General features: G+C 69.1%; 24 protein-coding genes and 1 tRNA gene. 11 read left to right on the plus strand and 14 right to left on the minus strand.

Features of this window, described 5'->3' with window-relative positions; genetic code table 11:
• Window positions 1–37: 37 nt before the first annotated feature.
• From AB4070_RS08940 to AB4070_RS08955, 4 genes are all read left to right on the plus strand, one after another.
• On the plus strand, window positions 38–730 hold the full coding sequence (locus AB4070_RS08940; protein WP_441979766.1) for a DUF899 domain-containing protein: 693 nt from the start codon (window positions 38–40) through the stop codon (window positions 728–730).
• A complete protein-coding gene (locus AB4070_RS08945; RefSeq protein ID WP_441979767.1) occupies window positions 655–1,545 on the plus strand; it encodes an endo alpha-1,4 polygalactosaminidase in 891 nt (296 codons plus the stop codon). The genes AB4070_RS08940 and AB4070_RS08945 overlap by 76 nt, the downstream gene beginning before the upstream one ends.
• 132 nt (window positions 1,546–1,677) lie before the next feature.
• Window positions 1,678–2,745, plus strand: coding sequence for an iron-containing redox enzyme family protein (locus AB4070_RS08950; protein ID WP_441979768.1), 1,068 nt, complete (start codon window positions 1,678–1,680; stop codon window positions 2,743–2,745).
• A complete protein-coding gene (locus AB4070_RS08955; protein WP_441979769.1) occupies window positions 2,742–2,948 on the plus strand; it encodes a CDGSH iron-sulfur domain-containing protein in 207 nt (68 codons plus the stop codon). Before AB4070_RS08950 ends, AB4070_RS08955 begins: the two co-directional genes overlap by 4 nt.
• A 13-nt stretch (window positions 2,949–2,961) precedes the next feature.
• Here AB4070_RS08955 and AB4070_RS08960 read toward each other — a convergent pair whose 3' ends face one another.
• Together AB4070_RS08960 and AB4070_RS08965 are read right to left on the minus strand one after the other, a co-directional pair.
• Window positions 2,962–3,837 (minus strand): heme o synthase, encoded by an 876-nt coding sequence (locus AB4070_RS08960; RefSeq protein WP_441979770.1) that lies wholly within the window; start codon window positions 3,835–3,837, stop codon window positions 2,962–2,964.
• A 6-nt stretch (window positions 3,838–3,843) separates the two neighbouring features.
• Window positions 3,844–4,623 (minus strand): YggS family pyridoxal phosphate-dependent enzyme, encoded by a 780-nt coding sequence (locus tag AB4070_RS08965; RefSeq protein ID WP_441979771.1) that lies wholly within the window; start codon window positions 4,621–4,623, stop codon window positions 3,844–3,846.
• An 88-nt stretch (window positions 4,624–4,711) separates the two neighbouring features.
• Between AB4070_RS08965 and gabT the strand changes: the two genes are divergently transcribed.
• On the plus strand, window positions 4,712–6,049 hold the full coding sequence (gene gabT / locus AB4070_RS08970; RefSeq protein ID WP_441979772.1) for a 4-aminobutyrate--2-oxoglutarate transaminase: 1,338 nt from the start codon (window positions 4,712–4,714) through the stop codon (window positions 6,047–6,049).
• A 4-nt stretch (window positions 6,050–6,053) separates the two neighbouring features.
• On the opposite strand, the gene AB4070_RS08975 is transcribed toward gabT, so the two are convergent.
• A complete protein-coding gene (locus tag AB4070_RS08975; RefSeq protein ID WP_441979773.1) occupies window positions 6,054–6,734 on the minus strand; it encodes an HAD-IA family hydrolase in 681 nt (226 codons plus the stop codon).
• Between the two features lie 51 nt (window positions 6,735–6,785).
• On the opposite strand from AB4070_RS08975, the gene AB4070_RS08980 reads away from it, so the two are divergent.
• Window positions 6,786–7,808, plus strand: coding sequence for a type I glyceraldehyde-3-phosphate dehydrogenase (locus tag AB4070_RS08980; RefSeq protein WP_441979774.1), 1,023 nt, complete (start codon window positions 6,786–6,788; stop codon window positions 7,806–7,808).
• On the plus strand, window positions 7,805–8,536 hold the full coding sequence (locus tag AB4070_RS08985; RefSeq protein WP_441979775.1) for a glutamine amidotransferase: 732 nt from the start codon (window positions 7,805–7,807) through the stop codon (window positions 8,534–8,536). Before AB4070_RS08980 ends, AB4070_RS08985 begins: the two co-directional genes overlap by 4 nt.
• Window positions 8,537–8,597: 61 nt before the next feature.
• Here AB4070_RS08985 and AB4070_RS08990 read toward each other — a convergent pair whose 3' ends face one another.
• Window positions 8,598–9,143 carry a carboxymuconolactone decarboxylase family protein gene (locus AB4070_RS08990; protein WP_282848046.1) on the minus strand — a complete coding sequence of 182 codons (546 nt, stop codon included), beginning with the start codon at window positions 9,141–9,143 and terminating at the stop codon, window positions 8,598–8,600.
• A 123-nt stretch (window positions 9,144–9,266) separates the two neighbouring features.
• Here AB4070_RS08990 and AB4070_RS08995 point away from each other — a divergent pair, with 123 nt between their 5' ends.
• Window positions 9,267–10,118 (plus strand): AraC family transcriptional regulator, encoded by an 852-nt coding sequence (locus tag AB4070_RS08995; protein ID WP_441979776.1) that lies wholly within the window; start codon window positions 9,267–9,269, stop codon window positions 10,116–10,118.
• A gap of 30 nt (window positions 10,119–10,148) precedes the next feature.
• Here the strand turns inward: AB4070_RS08995 and AB4070_RS09000 are convergent.
• The 3 genes from AB4070_RS09000 to AB4070_RS09010 all read right to left on the minus strand — a co-directional run bounded on the left by AB4070_RS09000 (window position 10,149) and on the right by AB4070_RS09010 (window position 12,841).
• Window positions 10,149–10,219 (minus strand) — tRNA-Cys (locus AB4070_RS09000).
• A gap of 13 nt (window positions 10,220–10,232) precedes the next feature.
• Entirely contained in the window at window positions 10,233–11,480 is a 1,248-nt protein-coding gene (locus AB4070_RS09005) for a pyridoxal phosphate-dependent aminotransferase (protein WP_441979777.1), read from the minus strand.
• Window positions 11,480–12,841, minus strand: a complete 1,362-nt coding sequence (locus AB4070_RS09010; protein WP_441979778.1) for an aminotransferase class I/II-fold pyridoxal phosphate-dependent enzyme — start codon at window positions 12,839–12,841, stop codon at window positions 11,480–11,482. The genes AB4070_RS09005 and AB4070_RS09010 overlap by 1 nt, the downstream gene beginning before the upstream one ends.
• A 103-nt stretch (window positions 12,842–12,944) precedes the next feature.
• Here AB4070_RS09010 and AB4070_RS09015 point away from each other — a divergent pair, with 103 nt between their 5' ends.
• Window positions 12,945–13,730: a DNA/RNA non-specific endonuclease gene (locus tag AB4070_RS09015; protein WP_441979779.1), complete on the plus strand. Its 786-nt coding sequence runs from the start codon at window positions 12,945–12,947 to the stop codon at window positions 13,728–13,730.
• Between the two features lie 15 nt (window positions 13,731–13,745).
• On the opposite strand, the gene AB4070_RS09020 is transcribed toward AB4070_RS09015, so the two are convergent.
• The 4 genes from AB4070_RS09020 to AB4070_RS09035 form a co-directional block, all read right to left on the minus strand.
• On the minus strand, window positions 13,746–14,834 hold the full coding sequence (locus AB4070_RS09020) for an alkene reductase (RefSeq protein WP_441979780.1): 1,089 nt from the start codon (window positions 14,832–14,834) through the stop codon (window positions 13,746–13,748).
• Between the two features lie 63 nt (window positions 14,835–14,897).
• Window positions 14,898–15,425: a MarR family winged helix-turn-helix transcriptional regulator gene (locus AB4070_RS09025; protein WP_441979781.1), complete on the minus strand. Its 528-nt coding sequence runs from the start codon at window positions 15,423–15,425 to the stop codon at window positions 14,898–14,900.
• An 80-nt stretch (window positions 15,426–15,505) separates the two neighbouring features.
• Window positions 15,506–15,961 (minus strand): MarR family winged helix-turn-helix transcriptional regulator, encoded by a 456-nt coding sequence (locus AB4070_RS09030; RefSeq protein WP_441979782.1) that lies wholly within the window; start codon window positions 15,959–15,961, stop codon window positions 15,506–15,508.
• A 1-nt stretch (window position 15,962) separates the two neighbouring features.
• Entirely contained in the window at window positions 15,963–17,717 is a 1,755-nt protein-coding gene (locus AB4070_RS09035; RefSeq protein ID WP_441979783.1) for an MDR family MFS transporter, read from the minus strand.
• Window positions 17,718–17,810: 93 nt separating this feature from the next.
• On the opposite strand from AB4070_RS09035, the gene AB4070_RS09040 reads away from it, so the two are divergent.
• A complete protein-coding gene (locus AB4070_RS09040) occupies window positions 17,811–18,701 on the plus strand; it encodes an alpha/beta fold hydrolase (protein ID WP_441979784.1) in 891 nt (296 codons plus the stop codon).
• A gap of 25 nt (window positions 18,702–18,726) precedes the next feature.
• Here the strand turns inward: AB4070_RS09040 and AB4070_RS09045 are convergent, their stop codons facing one another.
• Window positions 18,727–19,497 (minus strand): glycosyltransferase family 2 protein, encoded by a 771-nt coding sequence (locus AB4070_RS09045; RefSeq protein ID WP_441979785.1) that lies wholly within the window; start codon window positions 19,495–19,497, stop codon window positions 18,727–18,729.
• A gap of 85 nt (window positions 19,498–19,582) precedes the next feature.
• On the opposite strand from AB4070_RS09045, the gene AB4070_RS09050 reads away from it, so the two are divergent.
• Window positions 19,583–20,206: an HAD family hydrolase gene (locus AB4070_RS09050; RefSeq protein ID WP_441979786.1), complete on the plus strand. Its 624-nt coding sequence runs from the start codon at window positions 19,583–19,585 to the stop codon at window positions 20,204–20,206.
• Between the two features lie 74 nt (window positions 20,207–20,280).
• Here the strand turns inward: AB4070_RS09050 and AB4070_RS09055 are convergent, their stop codons facing one another.
• Complete coding sequence (locus AB4070_RS09055; protein ID WP_441979787.1) at window positions 20,281–20,748, minus strand: acetyltransferase; 468 nt, start codon at window positions 20,746–20,748, stop codon at window positions 20,281–20,283.
• Between the two features lie 90 nt (window positions 20,749–20,838).
• Window positions 20,839–21,879, minus strand: coding sequence for a tryptophan--tRNA ligase (gene trpS, locus AB4070_RS09060; protein WP_441979788.1), 1,041 nt, complete (start codon window positions 21,877–21,879; stop codon window positions 20,839–20,841).
• Between the last annotated feature and the right edge of the window lie 117 nt (window positions 21,880–21,996).

Consider the following 21,996-nt stretch of genomic DNA (forward strand, 5'->3'; position numbering starts at 1 on the left):
GCAGACTGGACGCATCGCTCAGCATCCGGAGGTCACCGTGAGCACAGCACAACCCCTTCCCCCTGTCGTCGACGCCGAGACCTGGCGTCGGGAGCTCGACGAGTTGCGCGTGCGCGAGAAGGCCGCGACCAGGGAGCTCGACGCGATCGCCGCGCAACGACGACGCCTGCCCATGGTCGAACTGCCCGACTACACGCTGGTCGGAGCCGAGGGCCCGGTACGCCTGGCCGACATCTTCGATGGACGTTCCCAGCTGATCGTCTACAACCACATGTGGTCGGACGGCAGCGAGTGGCAGTGTCCCGGCTGCACCGGCTTCACCTCGCAGTTCACGCGACTCGACGTGCTCGAGCGCTACTACGACGCGCGCTTCGTGATCGTGACGAACGGTCCGATCGAGGAAGCCCTGGCCTACCGCGACCGCGTGGGCAACCGGATGCAGTGGTACTCGAGCGCCGACAGCACTTTCGGGGCCGATGTGGATGCCCCGCCGAACGCGGGGTTCGGCGTGAACGTGTTCCTCCGCGACGGCGACACCGTGTACCGCACCTGGCACACCGATGGCCGCGGCACAGAGCGACTGAGCCACCTGCAGGGCCTGGTGGACCTGCTCCCCTACGGTCGGCAGGAGGAATGGCAGGACGTTCCGGAGGGATGGCCTCAGCATCCGACCTACGCGCAGGGCATGGGGTCGAAGGAGATCGCGGAGTTGTACGGGGCAGCGCGCTGAATCGGCTGCTCCGGAGTGCCGGGCCGGCGGCCGGCGTCGCCCTCCTTCTCGCTCTCGGCGGGTGCGCGGCGCCCGCGGAGCCGTCGACCTCCGTCTCCCTTCCTCCGTCCGGGGCCACGCCGGACTATCAGCTCGGCGGGGCCTACGATCCGCCCTCCGGCGTCGGCGTGGTCGGGCGCGATCGCAGCGCAGAGCCCGCGGCCGGCGTGTACTCGGTCTGCTACGTCAATGGCTTCCAGACGCAACCGGGGGAACTCGACACCTGGCCAGACGATCTGCTGCTGCAGCGCGACGGACACGTCGTCTTCGACCCGGACTGGCCGGACGAGGCACTGCTCGACACGTCGACCGCGCAGCGCAGGGAGCAGATCGCCGACACCGTGGTCCCCTGGATCGAGCGCTGCGCGGATGACGGGTTCGACGCCGTCGAGTTCGACAACCTCGACTCGTACTCACGGTCGAAGGGAGCCCTCTCGCTCGATGACAACCTCGCACTGGCCACGCTCCTCGTCGAGGCGGCGCACGGCGCGGGGCTGGCAGCGGGACAGAAGAACGCCGCCGAGGACGCGGCCTCGCTGCAGGAGCGTGCCGGATTCGACTTCGCGGTGGCCGAGGAGTGCGCCGCGTACGAGGAGTGCGGGGCGTACACCGATGTCTACGGCGAGCACGTGATCGACATCGAGTACACCGACGAGCTGCCGCGACCCTTCGCCGAGATGTGCGCGGACGATGCCTCGCCGGCATCGATGGTGCTGCGGGACCGCGACCTCGTCACCCCCGACGACGACGCCTACGCGTTCGAGTCCTGCCGGTAGGCGGCTCCGTGCATCCGCGCGGGCTTCCGCGTGTACCCGCTTGCCCGGTCGATGGGCGCTCGTCAAGTCCCTGGTCCGATCTCATCCGAGCCCGCAGGATACGAGTGTCCGCATCGATCAGGAGCACGACACATGACCTCTTCCGCCACGGCGACCGCACCGGCACCCGCACCGGCATCCGCACCGGCACTCCCCTTCCACGAGCGCGGCCCGGTGAGCCGCGCCGTCATCTCGCATCTCACCGGAGTCGATCGTGACGCCGACCACACCGCTCTCGCCGAACAAGCTGCGGCGGCCTGCGCCGACCTCTCCCGCGACGACGACGTCCAGCTCGCCCTGTTCGTGCTCTACGCATCCGCCTACGGATCGCTGCCGGCACTCGATCCCGAGCTCGAGTGGGATCCGACGCTCCTCGCGACCCGCCGCACGCTCGAGTCGGCGTTCGAGCGGGAACTGCGCGCGAACATCCCGATGCCGGAGCTGCCCGAGCCGACCGTGGATGCCGTCGGGCGGGCGCTCTTCGCACTCGCCGAAGCAGACACCGGCCCGAGCCTCTCGCGATACTTCGTGAAGAAGGCCACGGAGTCCCAGGCGCGGGAGATGCTCATCCAGCGCTCGGCGTACACGCTCCGCGAGGCTGACCCCCACTCCTGGGCGATTCCCCGACTGGACGGACGCGCCAAGGCGGCTCTGGTCGAGATCCAGTCCGACGAGTACGGCGGCGGCCGACCGCACCGCGTGCACGCCGCCCTCTTCGCACGCGCCATGCGCGCAGCCGGCCTGGATGACACCTACGGCGCGTACGTCGACGATCTCCCCGCCGTCACCCTCGCGTCGCTCAACATGATGTCGATGTTCGGCCTCAACCGTCGGCTCGTCGGATCGATCGTCGGCCATCTCGCCGCCTACGAGATGACCTCCTCCATCCCGTGCCGCCTGTATGCCGACGGTCTGCGCCGCCTGGACTTCCCCACCGATGTCACGGCGTACTTCGACGAGCACGTCGAGGCCGACGCCGTGCATGAGCAGATCGCCGCCCGAGACCTCGCAGGCAGCCTCGCCGAGGACCACCCGGAGCTGCTGCCCGACATCATGTTCGGTGCAGCCGCCTGCTTGACGGTGGACGGATGGGGAGGCGCACACATCCTGGAGGCCTGGTCGGCGGAATCCTCTTCGCTGCGCGCGGGGGAATCATCATGAGCGCGGACCACGAGCCGGCGACGATCACCCCGTACCCGGACGGTCCGCTGCTCGTCCGGGGTGCCGTCGAGCTGCACGCCGCCGACGGCACGCCGATCCCCTCCCGCCGCCGCACCGTGGCGCTGTGCCGCTGTGGACTCTCGGCCCTCAAGCCCTTCTGCGACGGCACGCACAAGCCTGCGGGCTTCCGCACCGAGGACTGAGGACGCCGTGCACTCAGGGCGTCAGCAGAGGATCGACGCCCACCGCGAGGAACAGCGCAGCGAGGTAGACGATCGATGCGCGGAAGACGAGCATCGGGCGCAGCTCTCCACCGCGGCGAGCCCGTGACCGCATCAGCGACGCGGACACCACGAACCCGGCGCCCGCGCCCAGAGCCACCGTCCGGTACAGCAGGCTCACCTCCGCGACGAAGGGCAGGATGAGCGAGCACACGACCGTCACCACCGCGAAGCCGATCACCCTGGCGGCGACGTACGACGGCGGACGCGTGGCACCGAGCATGGGGACACCGGCCCGGCGGTAGTCGTCGCGATAGCGGATCGAGAGCGGCCAGTAGTGCGCAGGCGTCCAGAAGAACACCACCAGGAACAGGATCACAGCCGGCCATTCGACAGCGCCGCGCACGGCGGTCCAGCCGACGAGCACGGGCATGCATCCAGCGACCCCGCCCCAGACGATGTTCTGCTCGGTGCGACGCTTCAGCAGCAGGGTGTAGAACACCACGTACAGCACGAGACCCGCGGTGGACAACGCGGCGGGCAGGGGCCCGACGAAGGCGACCATCCACCCCACGGATGAGATCCCGAGCACGGTCGCGAAGATCAGACCGGCACGCGCGGACACGACTCCCGTGACCAGGGGACGCCTGGCCGTGCGCTCCATGACCGCATCGCTCTCGCGCTCGAAGTACATGTTGAACGCCCCGGCGGACCCGGCGCTCAGTGCCCCGCCCACGAGCACCGCGCCCAGGAGAGCGATGTCCGGCCGTCCGTCGGCGGCGAACACCATGACGGGGACCGTGGTGACGAGGAGGAGTTCCAGGATGCGGGGTTTGGTCAGTTCGAGGTACGCGCGAACGGTCCGCAGCACGTGTCGTCAGCCTTCCGGCCAGTAGTAGCTGTCCGGCAGCGCGCGGGCACCGAAGATCGCCTGTCCGACGCGCACGCAGGTGGCGCCCTCCTCGACGGCGATCTCGTAGTCCCCGGACATCCCCATCGACAATTCGCCCGGCCCGATGAGGTCGGGAGCGTCTTCTCTGGCCTGGTCGCGCAGCGTGCGCAACAGGGAGAAGCACTCGCGCACCCTGGCGTCGTCCGGGGTGAGGATGGCGAGGGTCATCAATCCCCGCACGCGGAGCGTCCCATAGGAGGGCAGTGCCTCCAGGAAAGCGGGAAGCTCCCCCGGTGGCATCCCGAACTTGGAATCCTCGGCCGACGTGTTCACCTGCACGAAGACGTCGAGGCTGCGACCGGCAGCCTGCAGACGTCGGTCGAGCGCCTCGGCGACCCGCAATCGATCGAGGGCCTGGAACTCGGTGGCGAACGCGGCCACATCTCTGGCCTTGTTGGTCTGCAGATGCCCGATGATCGACCACGACACATCGAGGTCGGCGGTCTCCCCGTTCTTGCGCACCGCCTCCTGCACCTTGTTCTCGCCCAGGAGCCGCATGCCGGAGCGGATCGCGACGCGGACGCGCTCGGTCGGGACAGTCTTGCTCACCGGCAGCAGGGTCACCTCGCGCGGATCGCGTCCCGCCCGACGCGCCGCCTCGGCGATGCGCGATTCGACGCTGGCGACGTTGTGCCGGAAGTCGTCGACGGTGACCGCCGTGGGGTAGCGCTCATCGGCGCCGATCGGTGCATCCAACTTTGACATAGGCCAAACACTAACATAGTCTTAGGCCGTTTCGTCGGCGATGTCCGCCACTCACCACCACTCATCACCGCTCACCGAAGGAGCCCCCATGTCCGCGCCCCGCGTGCTTCCCGATCCCTCCTCCGCGCCGTCGCTGTTGACCGATGTGCCGGGGCCGCGCAGTCGAGCCCTCCACGAGCGACGCAGGCAGACCGTCGCCCGGGGAGTCGGCAGCGTGCTGCCGGTGTACATCGCGCATGCGGACGGCCCCTGGGTCACCGACGTGGATGGCAATCGCCTCCTCGACCTCGGCAGCGGCATCGGCGTCACCACGATCGGACACGGGAATCCCGCCGCAGTCGCAGCCGCCGCCGCGCAACTCGAGCAGGTGACGCACACGCTCTTCACCGTCACGCCCTACGAGGGGTACGTCACGCTTGCCGAGCGCCTCTCCGAGAAGACCCCCGGCGATCACGAGAAGCGCTCGATGTTCGTGAACTCCGGCGCCGAGGCCGTCGAGAACGCGGTCAAGATCGCCCGCAGGCACACCGGTCGGCGCGCGGTCGCCGCCCTCGACCATGCCTTCCACGGACGCACCAGCCTCACTCTCGCCATGAACCACAAGGCCGCATACGGCACCGGGTTCGGCCCCTTCTCGTCCGACATCCACCGCGTGCCCAACTCCTACCCGTACCGGGACGGCCTCTCCGGGGAGCAGGCGGCGGAGCGCACGATCGCCCACCTCGAGCAGCGCATCGGCACCTCCGACCTGGCCGCCGTCATCGCAGAGCCGATCCAGGGCGAGGGCGGGTTCGTGGTCCCCGCCGACGGCTATCTGCCCGCACTGCAGGACTGGTGCACGCGCAACGGCGTGGTGTTCATCGCGGACGAGATCCAGACCGGGCTCGGACGCACGGGAACGTGGTTCGCGAGCGAGCACTTCGACGTCGTCCCCGACCTCGTCCTCACGGCCAAGGGCATCGCGGCAGGACTCCCGCTCGCGGGCGTCACCGGCCGCGCCGACATCATGGACGCTCCCGACCCCGGCGGCCTCGGCGGAACCTTCGGCGGCAACCCCGTCTCCATCGCCGCAGCCCTGGCCGTGTTCGATGAGCTCGAGCGCGGGCCCTTCTTCGCGGAAGCCCTGCGCATCGGAGGCAGCCTCCGGCAGCACCTCACCACCCTCGCCTCGCGCCACCCGCTGATCGGAGATGTGCGGGGGATCGGCGCCATGTACGCCTTCGAACTCACCGATCCCGCCACCTCGCGACCCGCCGAAGGAGCCGCCTCCGCGATCGCGGCCTACGCGGCTCAGCACGGCATCCTGCTCCTGACGGCCGGCAGCGACTCGAACGTCATCCGATTCCTGCCGACGCTCACGACCACCGACGATCAGATCGAGGTCGCGATGGAGGTGATCGACCGAGCGCTGTCCACGCTCAGCTGACAGCTCAGCCCGGCGCACCCGTCGCCTCGACGACGAGTGCGCCCGCCCGCCATCGCACGCACCCGAGGTCAGGCACGACCAGATCGGGGTCGCCGGCCGCCGAGCCCTCCCCCACGCCGATGATGTACCCGGCACCCGCGGCGCGCGCCGAGCGGATGCCCGGCACGGAGTCCTCGAACACGATGCAGTCCTCAGCTCGGTGCGCCAGCAGACAGGCACCGAGAAGATAGGGGTCGGGTTCCGGCTTCCCCCGGGACACGTCTTCCGCCGCGACCAGCGCCGGTGGAAGCGGGATGCCGGAGCTGCGCAGTCGCGCGGTAGCCACGGCGCGGTTGCTGCTCGTCACGACCGCCCAGCGGTCGCGTGGAAGCGCGCTCACCAGCCGCGAGGCTCCCCCGATCTCGCGGGTGTGCACGGCCGCCTCGACCTCCAACGCGACCAGCTCCTCTGTGGCTTTTTCCGCGGCCTCCCGCCCCACCAGGTCGGCCACGACCTCGCTCGGCCGCATGCCGTGGGGCGCATCGCGCAGGAAGTCGAAGGAGGGAGCATGCCTGCGGGCCCAGGCATCCCAGGCGGGCGCTGCGGCCAGGGCCGAGTCCACGAGGACACCATCGCAGTCGAACAGCAGTCCGGCCGGTCCGAACTCCCAGGAATCCCCGCTGCGCACGTGTGATAATTTTGGCATAGGCCAAAGCTAGCACCGGCACGGGGGGACCGCGCCGCGGAGGGGACACCAATGCCTACCAGAATCGCCATCAACGGGCTGGGCCGAATCGGCCGCAATCAGCTTCGGCTCCTGCTCGCCCGCCGATCGGAGCTCGATCTCGTCGCTGTGAACGACCCGCGGGGACCGCGCGCCATCGCGGATCTCCTGCGCAGCGACGGCAGCAGCGGGCCCTCGACGCGCGGCGTGCGGTACGACGACGACCACCTCTTCCTCAACGGACACGCGGTCCGCATGCTCTCCGAGCACGATCCACTGCGGCTGCCCTGGCGTGAGCTCGGAGTCGACATCGTCATCGAGGCGACGTCATCCGACGCGGGGACCGACGACGCCCGCACGCACCTGACGGCCGGCGCGAAGAAGGTGATCGCGGCGGTTCCGACTGCGCACGAGGACGGCACCATCATGCTCGGGGTCAACGAGCACACCTATGACCCGACTCGACACCACGTCATCTCCAGCGCGTCCTGCACGACCAATTGCCTGGCCCCGGTCACCAAGGTCTTCCACGAGGCGTTCGGCATCGACTCCGGCCTGATGACGACCATCCGAGCCGAGTCATCCGACCTCCATGTGCAGGACGTCCCCCACGCCGACCCGCGGTCCACGATGGGGAAGGGTGCGAGAGGGGAGAGGATCACACCGCGCAGCGGAGGAGCCGCGTCGGCGATCGGTCGCGTCCTGCCAGAGCTCGACGACGGCCGACTCGACAGCTACACCCTGCAGGTGCCGGCCATCAGCGGTTCGATCACGCATCTCACGGTCACGGCGTCCCGACCGGTGACCGCCGATGAGGTCAGAGCCGCTTACGAGACGGCTGCGGAAGGCCCGCTCAAGGGGATCCTGCGCTGCGCCGACGATGAGATCGCCGTCACCGGCACCGTCATCGATCCGCACTCCTCGATCCTCGACGCCGGTCTCATCCGCGTGATCGGCTCGCAGGTGAAGATCTCCGCCTGGTACGACGACGAGTGGGGATACTCGCACCGCCTCACCGAGCTGACCCAGTACGTTGCAGAAAGGCTGTCCGCATGACGATTCCCCGGCTGCGAGAGCGCACGGCGCTCGCGTTCCGACACGTGCACTTCGAAGACCTCGGCATCATCGAACCGCTCCTCCGCGAACGCGGCTTTCGCGTGGAGTACGTCGACCTCGGCACCGAGGCCATCGACATCGAACGCGTGGACGACGCCGATCTCATGATCGTGCTGGGCGGCCCGATCGGCGTGCACGACGCCGATGAGTACCCGCTCCTGCATGCCTCGAAGGAGGCCGTGGCCCATCGACTGCGCTCCGGCAGGCCCCTGCTGGGGGTATGCCTCGGAGCACAGCTGATCGCCGAGGCCCTGGGGGCGCAGGTGCACCCGACCGGTCAGGTCGAGATCGGCTACGCACCGCTCGACCTGACCGAGGACGGCCTCGACTCACCGTTGCGTGCGCTCGACGGCATGCCCGTGCTGCACTGGCACGGAGACGCGTTCACGATCCCTGCCGGGTCTCGCCGGCTGGCGTCCACCCCCGGATTCCCGAACCAGGCGTTCAGCACGGACACAGTGCTCGCCCTGCAGTTCCACCTCGAAGCCGACCACCGCGCGATCGGAAGCTGGCTGATCGGCCACGCGCACGAGCTGCACCACAACGGCATCGACCCGCGCATCATCCGCGAGGACGCCAGAGCCTACGGACCGGAACTCGAGCGGGCGGCCCGTTCCGCCATCGCGACATGGCTGGATTCCGTCGAACTGCCCGCTCCTACCGCCTGACCGCGACGGCGACGAAGGGGCCGGGTCCCTGCGGTCCCGGCCCCTTCGTCTGCGACAGCGATCAGCTCGCGCGGCGAAGAGCCACGCTCGGGAAATCGATCGGGACGTCGAGGGCGATGTTCACGTAGTTCGTGAACAGGTTCAGCGCGACCTGGGCGATCGTCTCGACGATCTGCTCGTCGGTCCACCCCTGCGCGCGCACCGCGTCGACATCCGCCGACGACACCTGGCCGCGCTCCTCCACCAGCTTGAGCGCGAACGCGAGCAGCGCCGCGGTGCGCGGGTCGTCGGACTCGCCGCTCTGCGCGGCAGTGAGGGTCTCACGACTGAGGCCCGCCTTCTTGCCGAGCGCCGTGTGCGCGGCGAGGCAGTACTGGCAGGAGTTCCGGTCGGCGACGGCCACGGCGATCTGCTCGCCGATGGCCGCACCGAGCGAGCCGCCGCCGAAGGCGCCGAACGCCCCCCACATGCTGGTGAGAGCCGCGGGAGAGTTGGCGACGGCGCGGAACATCGCGGGCACGGCCCCGAAGGCGCCGGCGATCTGATCGAGCTGCTCCTTGACGTTTCCGGTGGCGTTGTCGCGGTCGATGAGAGGGACGTTGGGCACGGGATGCTCCTTCGGTTGTCGATTCTGCCCGGATCCGGGCTCACTCCAGTCTTTCGAGGACAGTCGGACGATGCGCACCATAACGTCTTGCTTTCATGACAGATCGTCCTGGATACTGGGAACGTGTCCGATATCGATCGCCTCTCCCCCCTCCTCGAGCGGTTCCGCGTGCGCACGCGGCTGTTCCACAACGGGCCGCTGTGCGGCACGACGGTGTTCCCGGCGAGCGGCGGACACGGATTCCTGCACGTGCTGCGACGAGGCGAGATGGAGGTGACGCATCGTCGGGCCGACGGCACCAGCGAGCGCGCACTCATCACGCGGCCGAGTCTGCTGTTCTTCCCCCGGCCGGTCGACCACTCGTTCCTGAACGCTCCGACCGAAGAGTCCGACTTCGCCTGCGCGACACTCGATTTCGACGGCGGCGCGACCCACCCGCTGGTCCGCACGCTGCCATCGTCGATCGTGCTGCCCCTCGATGCGGTCGAGACTCTCGGCCCCGCACTCGACCTGATGTTCTCAGAGGTCGACAACGTGCGGTGCGGACGCCCCCTGGTGGCTGACCGGATGTTCGAGGTCGTGCTCATCCAGCTGCTTCGATGGATGCTCGATCACTCCGGGCAGCTCGACCTTGCACCGGGGCTCATCCCCGGCCTCGCCGACGAGAGGCTCGCCCCCGCGCTCGTCGCGATGCACGAGGCACCGGGGGAAGCGTGGAGCCTGGAGTCCCTCGCGCGCACGGCGAACATGTCGCGCAGTGCGTTCGCCGCGCGATTCAAAGAGGTGCTCGGACGCTCGCCCGGCGATCACCTCACCGAGTGGCGGCTCACGATCGCGCAGGAACAGCTACGTGGCGGCATGTCGGTGAGCGCGGTCGCGGCGCAGCTCGGGTACGCGAGCTCCTCCGCCTTCTCGCGGGTGTTCGCCCAGCGCATCGGACACTCGCCGCGGACGTGGCTGACGCTGGCCGCCTGAGGGTGTGCGTGACGGCGCCGGGCCGTTGAGAGGTGGAGGCAGGAATCGAACCTGCGTGCACGGTCTTGCGGACCGCGACCTGGCCACTCGGTCACTCCACCGGGTCGGACGAGCTCAGCGCTGAGGCGGCGAGTACCCGTCGAGGAAGGCACCGAGACGACGGAGCGCATCGGTGAGCACATCGGCCTCCGGGAGGAAGGCGATGCGGAGGTGATCGGGGGTCTGCAGGTTGAAGGCCCGCCCATGCACGAGGAGGATCCGTTCGGCGTCGAGGAAGTCGAGCACCAGGCGCTCATCGTCGACGATGCCGTGCACCTCCGGGTCCAGGCGAGGGAACAGGTACAGTCCCCCGCCAGCCGCCTGCACATCCACCCCGGGAATCCCGGCGAGTGCGTCGAGTGCGGCATCCCGCTGCCGTGTGAGCCGTCCGTCCGGCGCGACCAGGGCGTCGAGCGAGGCATCGTGGGTCAGCGCCGCAGTGATCGCGTGCTGCGCCGGAACGGAGGCGCACATGCGCATCGAGGCGAGCAGACGCACCCCGGAGAGGAAGGGATCGTCGGAGTGGAATCCGGTCGCGGTCATCCACGCGGCGCGATAGCCCGCGACCCGGTGCGTCTTCGAGAGCCCGGCGAAGGTGACGCAGGGCACGTCCGGAGCGACCTGTGCGGTCGAGACGTGCTCGAACCCCGGGTAGACGACGCGGTCGTAGATCTCGTCGGAGAGCAGCAGCAGGCCATGCCGTCGCGCCAGTTCGGCGATCTGCTCGAGAACCTGTCGCCCGTACACCGCGCCGGTCGGGTTGTTCGGGTTGATCACGACGATGGCCGCAGTCCGCGGACCGATCGATGCCTCCATCGCCGCGAGGTCGGGCGCCCACCCCTCGGCCTCGATGCACGGGTAGTGCACCGCCCGCCCACCGGCCAACACCGTCGATGCCGTCCACAGCGGGTAGTCGGGACTCGGGATCAGCACCTCGTCGCCAGGCTCGAGCAACGCCTGCAGCGTGAGTCCGACGAGTTCCGAGACGCCGTTGCCGACGGTGATGTCATCGATGGCAAGCGCGGGGAAGCCCGGCCGGAGTGCATAGTGCGCACTGATCGCCTCGCGCGTCTCCGGGAGCCCGGCGGACTCGGAGTAGCCGTGCGCATGGGGCAGGGCTGAGCGGAGCGCCTCGACGATGGCCGGAGGAGCATCGAACCCGAACGGTGCCGGGTTGCCGATGTTGAGACGGAGGATGGACTCCCCGCGCTTCTCCAGCTCGGCCGCCCGGTCGGCGACCGGCCCACGCAGGTCGTAAAGCACACCTTCCAGGCGCGAAGAGCGGCCGATGCGCGATTCGGCACCGCGAGGCCGACCGGCCATCATTCTCCGGCTCCGGACGAGGGCGAACCGCCGGCCAGAGCCACGAGATCATCAACGAGCCGCTGAGTCTCGGCATCATCGAGGGCGTGCACGGTCAGACGCAGATGCGTGGAGCTCTGCGCACTCTCGGCGTCCAGGGCGAACTCGGAGCCGGGGCGCACGAGCCACCCGCGCGACGCGAGACGTCGACCGATCGTGGTCGCATCGTCACGGACATCGACCCACACGTTGAGGCCGCTGTCCGCCTGAGCCTGGACCCCGCGCGCATCGAGCTTCGACACGAAGGCCGCGTTCCGTCCGGCATAGTGCTCGCCCGCTGCGACGATCGACTGCTGCACGTCGTCATCGCGCAGCATCGCTGCCGCAAGCCGCTGCATCACATGACTCACCCACATCGTTCCAGGGCTGAGCCGCAAGGCGAGCCGCTGCGCGGTCACCGGATCGGATGCCGTCACCGCGAGGCGCATGTCCGGCCCGAGGAACTTCGACACCGACCGCACCAGCGCCCACCGCTGCTGCGTCGGCGCGATGATGCTGGCGTAGGGCGTGGGGTCGAGCAGCGAGAAGTGGTCGTCCTCGATGACCAGGACATGAGGATGGTCGGCGAGGACCTCGCGCAGTTCCAGAGCCCTGGCCGCGCTGGTGCCGACGCCCGTCGGGTTGTGCGCGCGCGGAGTGCAGACGATCGCACGCGCACCGCTCTCGAGCGCCACCTTCAGGCCCGCGACGGTCATGCCCTCGCGATCGACCGGGATGGCGACCGGCACATACCCGGCGAGCCGCGCCGTATGGATGCTGGAGAGGAAGCACGGATCCTCGAGACCGACCCGGTCGCCCTGCACGAGGGTCTGCGCGAGGAGGCGCTCGACGGCATCGACCGCTCCCGCGGTGATCGACAGACGGAACGGACGCGGATGATCGGCGGCGATCCAGTCGGTCGCCCATTCGGCCAGGTCGGGGTCGATCACCGATTCGCCGTACAGCACGTGCCCCGGAGTGACCGTGGCGAACGCGGCCGCGAGGTCGGGAAGGCGTGCGGCATCGGGGTTGCCGCTGCCGATGTCGCGCAGCACCGAGCCCGGAGTGAACCCCTCGTCGGGGTTATCCGCCGGCCCGAGCACGGTGGTCCCGGTGCGACCGCCCGTGGCGGCGATACGCGCGGTGACCAGCGATCGATAGGCGGCCAGCACCGTGTTCCGGTTCACGCCGAGGCGAGCCGCGAGGGAACGCACGGGCGGCAGCTGATCGCCCGGTGCATAGGCACCACGCTCGACGAGGTCGCGCACGCTCTCGGAGATCTCTGCAGCGGTCGAGCCCACGATCGTCTCCGAGACGTCTTCGCGATCGGGTGCCTGAGCCATGCTTCGACCGTAGAGGATCGTTTGACCTATGTCAAAAGATCCCGGCCTCGTTTGCCACGATCGAAAGGGTGCGCGTGTCGGAGGCACGGTGCACGATGGGACCATGAGCGACGGCTACGACGTGGAGTTCCTCGGGACCCCCCTCCCCCTCCCGCGCCCTGCGCACGACGTGCGCACACTCCCGTACCCCCGGTTCACGGTGCTGCTCGACCCGGCGCGGCGCCTGGCCGCGGTCACGGCCGTGAACATCGACGGCGCCACGTTGCAGAACCTCCCCCGCACCGGCGACTGGCGACTGGACGAACGCCTGCCACCCGACGAGCAGACCGGGCCGGAGGTGTATGCCCGCAACGACCTCGACCGCGGACACCTCGTGCGCCGACGCGATCCGGGCTGGGGGCCGCCTGCGACCGCCCGCGCGGCGAGCGAAGCGACCTTCTTCTACCCGAACGCGGCTCCGCAGGCGGCCGGGTTCAACCAGTCCAAGGAGCTCTGGCTCGGCCTGGAAGATCATGTGCTCGCCTACGCGGAGAGCACCGACCAGAGAGTGTCGGTGTTCACCGCGCCGGTGCTCGCGGACAGCGACCCTCCCTACCGCGGCATCCGGGTGCCGCTCCGGTTCTGGAAGGTGGCGGCCTGGCGGGGGCCGGATGGCCTCGCCGCAGCCGGCTTCGTCCTCGATCAGTCCGACCTGGTCGACACCCGCGAGGAGAAGAATGCCGTCCCGCCGCTCGGCGGCTTCCGCACGTTCCAGGTGCCGATCGTCGACATCGCCCGCCTCACCGGCGTCGACCTCGGCGTGCTGACCGAGGCCGACGTGCTCGCGCGACCGGGCGCCCGTGACACGGGGTGGCTGACCCTCGAGGCAGAGAAGGACATCGTTCTGTGAGGCGAGTGCGCCGCCTCAGACTCCGGCGCGCACCGACTCCAGCGACGGGTAGTCGGTGTAGCCCTCGGCCGTGCGACCGTAGAACAGCTCGGGGCGCGGAGGGTTGAGCTCAGCCCCCTGGGTCCAGCGCTCCACCAGGTCGGGGTTCGCGATCACGGGACGGCCCGCGGCGACAGCATCCGCCCATCCGTCGTCCACGAGACTCTCGGCGGCGTCCCTGGTCGTGTCGATCCCGAAGCCGGTGTTGACGATCAGCGGCGCACCGGCCGTGCGGCGGATGTGCTGCACGAGCTCGCCGGCGGGATCTGCGTGCAGCACGTCGACGAACGCGAGACCGAGGGGTGCGAGCCCTTCGGCGACCGCGGTGTAGGTCGCGTGCACGTCGGCGGCGTCCTCTTCCAGCACACCCTGGATGTTGTGCTGCGGCGAGAGGCGGATGCCGGTGCGATCGGCTCCGATCGCCGCGGCGACGGCCTCCGTGACCTCGATCGCGAAGCGTGCCCGGTTCGCGGGCGATCCGCCGTAGCCGTCGTCACGCGTGTTCGACACCGGAGACAGGAACTCGTGCACGAGGTACCCGTTGGCACCATGCACCTCGACGCCGTCGAAGCCCGCGGTGATCGCGTTGCGCGCCGCCTGGGCGAACTGCTCGACGACGACGGGGATCTCCTCGAGGGTGAGCGCATGCGCGACCGGGAGATCGGCCTTGCCCTGAGGCGTGCGCGTCTGCCCGGGGGCCGCGAGCGCGCTCGGAGCCACGACGCGGGCCTCGCCCGAGATCGCGGGGTGCCCCACGCGTCCCCCGTGCATGAGCTGCATGACGATGGTTCCGCCCTCGTCGTGCACGGCGTCGGCGATCTGCTTCCATCCGTCGATCTGCGCCGGGGTGACGATGCCGGGCTGACCAGGGTACGACTTGCCCTCCGCTGCCGGCCAGGTGCCCTCGGAGATGATCAGGCCCTGCCCCGCACGCTGGCGGTAGTACTCCGCCATGGTCGCGGTCGGCACGCCCTCGTCGTCTGCACGGGTGCGCGTGAGGGGCGCCATCACGACGCGGTTGGACAGCTGCAGGGCGCCGAAGACGGCGGGTTCGTAGAGAGTCACAGTGGGAGACAAGGCACGGGCGGCGAGCCGTATTCCCTCCACCGTCTCACCTCGCCGGCCGTCTCACCTCGCCGCCGGTGCCTCTCCGCCCCCGAGCCCGGCGAGCAGGTCGGCGAAGTGGTCGAGATCGGCCGCGGTCCAGTTGCGCAGCCGCTCTCCGATGCGCCCCTCATACTGCGAACGGGCGAGGGCCACGCGCTCCTGGGCGAGGTCGGTCGCGACGAGGACGCGAGCCCTGCGGTCGTCCGGGTCGGGCACGCTCTCGACGAGTCCCAGCTGTTCGAGCTGCCGCACCTGACGACTCACCGCCGACTTGTCAGTCTGCAGGCGCTCGATGATCGCTCCGGCCGAGGTCGCCTTGCCCGTCGCGATGGAGGTCAGCACCTGGTATCCGAGGGGCTGCAGATCGGGGTGGACGGTCGCCGCCGCCTCGCGCCAGCCGATGCGGATCCGCGCGAACAGCCGGCCCAACTCCTGCTCGACCCTGGTGACGGCCTGATCGAGATCTTCGTCGCCGAGCCGATCCGCCGTCGAGGCGGATGCGGAGGACCCGGCTGGCGTGTCCGAAGGGGCGTCGGGAGAGGCGCTCATGCTCGCCAGTGTACGGCGAAGCCCCGCTGCCGATCATGACAGCGGGGCTTCGGCTCGGACTTCTGCTCAGAGAGTTCGGCTCAGACTTCGGCGAGCAACCGGAAGGCCTTGGATGCTGCCCGGATCTCCTCGGGAGTCAGCTCGTCGATCACGGCCTGCAGGCGGCTGCCGTACTCGCGGCGGACCTCGGCCAGCGCGCTGCACGCCACGGGGGTCACGCTCAGCACGCGGAGGCGCCCGTCCCGCTCATCCGGACGGGACTCGAGCAGCCCGAGCTCCTCCAGCATCCGCACCTGACGGCTGATGACCGACTTGTCCATCTCGAACCGCTCCGCGATCTCGTGCGCATTCGCGGTTCCCGCCCGGTCGATGAAGGTGAGCAGCTTGTAGCCGGCCACCTGCAGCTCGGGATGCACCCGAGCTGCAGACTCCTTCCACAGCGACCGGGTCCTCGCGAAGATGAGGTTCAGGTGCGCCTGGAGGTCACCGAGCGCGCTGTCGACGTCCGCCGACTCCACCGCTCCGGGGGCGAGCATCTCAGCGCTCCTGGTCCCGATCTTCGCGCTCGAGAACGCGCACGGACCCGGTCGTGGGCGACGCCGACTCGGCACTCTCGATCCGGATGGCTCCGGTGGAGAGCGAGGCTCCGACCTCGGCCTCGGACACCTCGATCACCGATTCCTCGGCCTGCTCGAGCATCTGCTCGGCGGCGTTCTTCGTCGACAGCGGCTTGTTCTTGATGAAAGCGATCGCGATGATGGCGATCACGGCGAGCGGGATCGCGATGATGAACGCATCCGCGATGCCGTGCCCGTAGGCGCCCTCGACCATCGCGCGGATGGTGTCGGGCAGCTGGCCGACCTTCGGCACGTCGCCGGAGGCGAGGTGCTTGAGCGCCTCGATCTCGGCAGGCGTCGTCGGCACGAAGCCGTCGAGCGCATCGGTGATGTAGTTCGCGACGCTCGTGGACAGCAGCGATCCCATCACGGTGACGCCGATGGTGCCGGCGATCGTGCGGAAGAAGTTCACGTTCGACGACGCGGCGCCCAGCTGCTGCGGCGCGGTGTCGTTCTGCACGATCAGCGTGAGGTTCTGCATGACCATGCCGAGTCCGGCACCGAGCACGAACATGTACACCGCGACGAGCGGGAACGGGGTGTCGTAGCGCAGCGTGGCCATCAGGCTGACGCCGACGGTGGCGAGGACCGAACCCGTCAGCATCCAGCCCTTCCACTTGCCGAAGCGGCTCACGAGCTGGCCGATGATGATCGATGCACCCATCTGGCCGATGATCATCGGGATGGTCATGAGGCCGGACTCGGTGGGCGTGGCGCCACGGGCGAGCTGGAAGTACTGCGCGAGGAACACCGAGGTGGCGAACATCGAGACGCCGATTGCGATCGACGCGATGACCGACAGCGTGAAGGTGCGGTTGCGGAACAGCGACATCGGGACGATCGGTTCCTTGACGAAGAACTCGACCGTGATGAACGCGGCGATCGCGACGGCAGCGGTGATGACGAGCATGATGCTCGTCGACGAGTCCCAGTCGAACTGGTTGCCGCCCATGGAGACCCAGATCAGGAGGGTCGAGACGCCGACCGCGAGCAGCACGATGCCGAAGTAGTCGATCGACACCTTGGTGTCGCGCTGGGGCTTGGGCAGGTGCAGCGTGAACTGCAGCAGCACGAGGGCGAGGATCGCGAACGGCACGCCGACGAAGAAGTTGGAGCGCCAGCCCCACACGTCGGTGAGGAGTCCGCCGAGCAGCGGCCCGCCGATCGTGCCGAGGGCCATGATGCCGCCGACGACGCCCATGTACTTGCCACGCTCGCGCGGCGAGATGATGAGGGCCACCGCGATCATGACGAGCGACATGAGGCCGCCGACGCCGATGCCCTGGATGACACGGACCGCGATGAGCATGTTCGTGTCGGTCGAGAAGCCGGCGATCACGGTGCCGACCGTGAAGAGGATGAGAGAGATCTGGACGAGCACCTTGCGGTCGACCAGGTCGGCCAGCTTGCCCCAGATCGGGGTCGAGACGGCGGTGGCGAGAAGGCTCGCGGTGATGACCCAGGTGTACTGGGACTGGGTGCCGCCGAGGTCGGCGATGATGACGGGCATCGAGGTCGACACGACCGTGCCGGAGAGCACGGCGACGAACATGCCGACGACGAGGCCGGAGATCGCGGTGAAGACCTCGCGAGCCGAGCGTGTCTCGGAAGCGGGGATGGGGGTCTGTGTCACGGGGTAACGCTCCTGCGTAGAAAGTTGATCGAGGTCAACCATACGCCTTTAGTTGCCAAAGTGCAACTAAAGGCGTATTCGACGCTGCGGCGAGCGCACCTCCCCGGCGAACACGCCGGGGAGTACCTTGTGAGCGTGTCGACGGATTCGAGGAGTGGGCGGGCGCTCGGTGCCCCGGCGGACCTCGACGCGGCCATCGGCGACATCGATTGGACGGTGGCACCCGCGGGCTCGCAGCGATCCTGGTTCTCCGCGCCGAGCGGAGACCTGGCGGTGATCTCACTCGGCGACCCCGCGAATCCACGCGTGGTCCTGGTGCCGGGAGCGACGGGGTCGAAAGAGGACTTCGCCCTGATGCTGCCCCTGCTGGCGGAGGCGGGGTACTTCGCGCAGTCCTTCGACCTGGCGGGGCAGTACGAGTCGCACGCCGCCGGTGCGAATGCGAGGTACACCTACGAGCTGTTCACGGGCGATCTGATCGCCTTCCTCGAGGCAGGGACTCCCGCGCACCTGCTGGGGTACTCCTTCGCCGGCACGATCGCCCAGGTCGTCGCCGTCCGCCGTCCTGACCTCGTCCGATCCCTCACCCTGCTCACCACTCCCCCTGGTTCCGGCAACGTGTTCGCGAGCATGAAGTGGCTGGGGCCTCTGGCGCCCATCGCGAGTCCTCGGCGCGGAGCGGGACTCATGATCTGGGGGATCGTGACGAACAAGAACCGCGTCCCGCCGCGGCGACTCGAGTTCGTGCGCTCGCGGTTCGCCCTGACGAGCCGTCGCAGTGTCGACGAGATCGTGGGACTCATGATGGTCGCACCCGACCTGCGCGACCGGGTGCGGGCGCTGCCCGTGCCCAAGCTCGTCGTCGCGGGCTCGCACGACCTGTGGCCCCTGACCGCACATGAACGGTACGCGCGCGACATCGACGCGGAGTTCCGCGCGTACCCGACGGGGCACAGTCCGAGCGAGACGACCCCGCATCAGCTGACCGCCGACCTGCTCGATCTGTTCTCCCGCGCGCGCGACTGAAACACCCGCTCTGGACCGGCAGCTCTCACCGTCCGACGGACGATCCATCCGATCGGTCGACCTCGCGACGCGCCTGCCGTCGAAGGCGCAACGACTCCTGCGACAGATGCAGACGCACGGTGGGCACGACGTAGCTCAACCGCCGTCGGAGCGATGCCCAATCCTGGAACGGTCGGGCCGACACCTCGACGACGAGGTCACGGTCCCGCAGCACCGTCATTTCCGGCCGCACGTGGAACGACAGATCGAAGTCGTCGTGGATGTTCGTCTCCTCGCGGTGCACCTCGGCGCTCAGCGTGCGCCAGGCCGAGGCGCGCATCGCCATGTTCGACCCGTAGAGCGGCGCATGCCCGAGGACGGGCGCCATCGTCGTGTACATGCCGCCGATGTAGAGGCGCTCCCCCATCCAGTGCACGAGCGGCGTCGATCCGTAGAAGCGCGGGTCGCCGGTGAGGAAGTCGACGTCGGGACGCTCGCGGAACGTCCTCTCGATCCGCTCCACCCAGTCAGGGTGGGGGCGCGAGTCGGCGTCGAGCCTCGCGATGATGTCGCCGGTGGCTGCGTCATAACCGGCCGCCGATGCTCGGGGGATCCCCGGGATCGGCTCGCTCGCCACGCGGGCGCCGAACCTCTCGGCCACGTCGACCGTGTCATCACTGCTGCCGTTGTCGACGATGACGATCTCGTCGGCGCGCCGGGTCTGCCGCGCGAGTGCCGCCAGGCACACCTCCAGCAAGCGGGCGTCATCACGCACGGGGATGACCACCGAGACGGAGCGCGGGAACACGGTCGCCATCGTTCTCCTCCCCCTGCACCGACGGATTCCAGACACAGTCTCCTCCGTGGAGGGCCGATCGCCGCGATTGAGCGAGGATGGTCGGATGATCCGTGTCGTACTGTTCGACCTCGATGGCGTGATCCGGCACTTCGACGCCAGGAACACGGCGACGATCGAGCGCCGCTACGCTCTCGCCCCCGGAGACATCGAGCGCATCGCCTTCGCCCGCCCGCTGATCGACGAGGTCACGACCGGCCGGATCACGAGAGCCGAGTGGGTGCGCCGTGTCGGTGCGCGGGTCGGGACGGCTGCTGCCGAAGAGTGGAGCGCGCAGCCCGCGGCGATTGACGACGGCGTGCTGGAGCTGATCGACGACGTCCGCGAGTCAGGAGTCCGCACCGCCGTGCTCACCAACGGCACGGACACGATCCCGGCCGAGATCGCGGCCCTCGGCATCGCCTCCCGGTTCGACGCGGTCTTCAACTCCGCCGAGATCGGATACGCGAAGCCCGACACCCGCGCGTTCCGCCACGTGCTCGAGGCTCTCGGGGTGGACGCGGCCGAGGTCTTCTTCACCGACGATTCGGCGTCGAAGCTCGTGGGAGCGCAGAGCCTCGCGATGCACACCCATCATTACGACGGAGTCGACGACCTGCGCGCTCGACTCGTCCACGCGGGCGTGGACGTCGCGGCGAACGGAGACACAGTTCGCAGCAGAAGGGTGTGAAGCGCGACGTCGAGGGCCGCCTCATCGCGTTCGGGTGATGCGTGTGCATCTGCTCGACGCGGAGCGGAATGCTCCTAGGCGTCGTGCGAAGACCGATCAGCCCCGAGCCGCAGGTGCAGCAGCGGATACGGTCGACCCGCCTCGTCCGTCTCGCTGCGACCGACGACCTCGAACCCGCGGTGGACATAGAACCCGGCGGCCGAGACGTTCTGTTCGTTGACGTCGACCGCCGTGACGCCCTGTTCCCCGATCGCGTGGGCGAGGAGTACCGTGCCGATCCCACCGCCGCGTGCGGCCGCATCGACGAACAGCATCTCGAGGTTCCCGTCGAGCACGCCGGAGAATCCCACCGGTCGACCGTCGCGCTCCACCACTGAGAGGGAGACCGCGGGGAAGTAATCCGAAGCGAGCCTGGCCTCGATCGCGTTCCGATCCGCTTCCGCGAGGAAGTCGTGCGTGGCGTCGACGGCACTCCGCCAGATCGCGACGAGCGCCGGGTACTCCTCCGGCCCGAGCGACGGTCGAACGGTGAGATCGGTCATGCGAGTTCCTTCCGGGAAGACATCGATCCATCCTTCCAGAGCACGTAGCGACCCGCGACGCGCGTCGCCGAGCCCTCGCCTGCCGTCCCGTCAATACACGGTGCCCATCGCCGCACGCACCTCATCGAGGGTGGCATCCGCGATCGCGCGAGCATGATCGTTGCCGCGCCGCAGGACGGAGCGCACGAGTTCCCCGTCCGCCGCGAGCTCTCGCCGCCGGGCGCGCAGAGGCGCCAGGAAGTCGTTCACCGCGGTGGCGGTCAACGCCTTCAGCTGACCGCTGCCACCGTCTCCGATGTCAGCGGCCAGCTCCTCCGGGGCAGCCCCCAGACACAGGGCAGCCGTCGACAGCAGTGCCGAGACCCCGGGTCGATGCTCCGGGTCGAAGGTGATCCGCCGGTCCTGATCCGTCCGCGTGCGCCGGATCACGGCGACGGTCTCATCCGCGGTCATCGACAGGGCGATCGCGTTCCCGTAGCTCTTCGACATCTTGCGACCGTCCAGGCCGGGGACCTCGGGCGTCGCGGTGATCAACGCATCCGGGATCGGGAACATCGCCCCGTAGCGCTCGTTGAACCTCCGAGCGATCACCCGCGTCATCTCCACGTGCGGCAGGTTGTCCTTCCCCACCGGCACCAGGTTCCCCTTGCAGAAGAGGATGTCGGCTGCCTGATGCACCGGGTATGTCAGCAGCAGCCCGCTCAGGGCGCGCCCCGATGCCTCGAACTCGGCCTTGACCGTGGGGTTCCGGTGCAGTTCGGCCTCGGTGACGAGGCTGAGGAACGGGAGCAGCAGCTGGTTCAGCGCAGGGACCGACGAGTGCGTGAAGATCGTCGTCCGCACCGGATCGATTCCCGCGGCGAGGTAGTCGAGGACGGCCCCGTGCACGTTCTCGCGCACGTGGGCCGTCGTATCCCGATCGGTGATGACCTGGTAGTCGGCGAGCACGAGGAACGTCTCGACCCCGGCATCCTGCAGGCGCACCCGCTCCCGGATCGTGCCGAAGTAGTGCCCGAGGTGGAGCGCGCCGGTCGGGCGCTCCCCCGTGAGCACGCGGAACCTCTCCGGATGCCGGGCCACGTCGTCGGCGACCTCCGTCGATCGGTGTGCGGTCGCGGTGAACGAATCCATCTGTCTCTCTCCCTGAATCGGGAGCCGCACGGAGTTCACGGGTGCTGTTCACGAACTGCCGTGCAGCCCATGAACGTACGTCAACCGGCTGCTATCGCAGCCACCACCATGCAGAGC

This window comes from Microbacterium sp. 2RAF4 (assembly GCF_052115285.1).
In the GTDB taxonomy this organism is placed as follows: Bacteria; Actinomycetota; Actinomycetes; order Actinomycetales; family Microbacteriaceae; genus Microbacterium; species Microbacterium oxydans.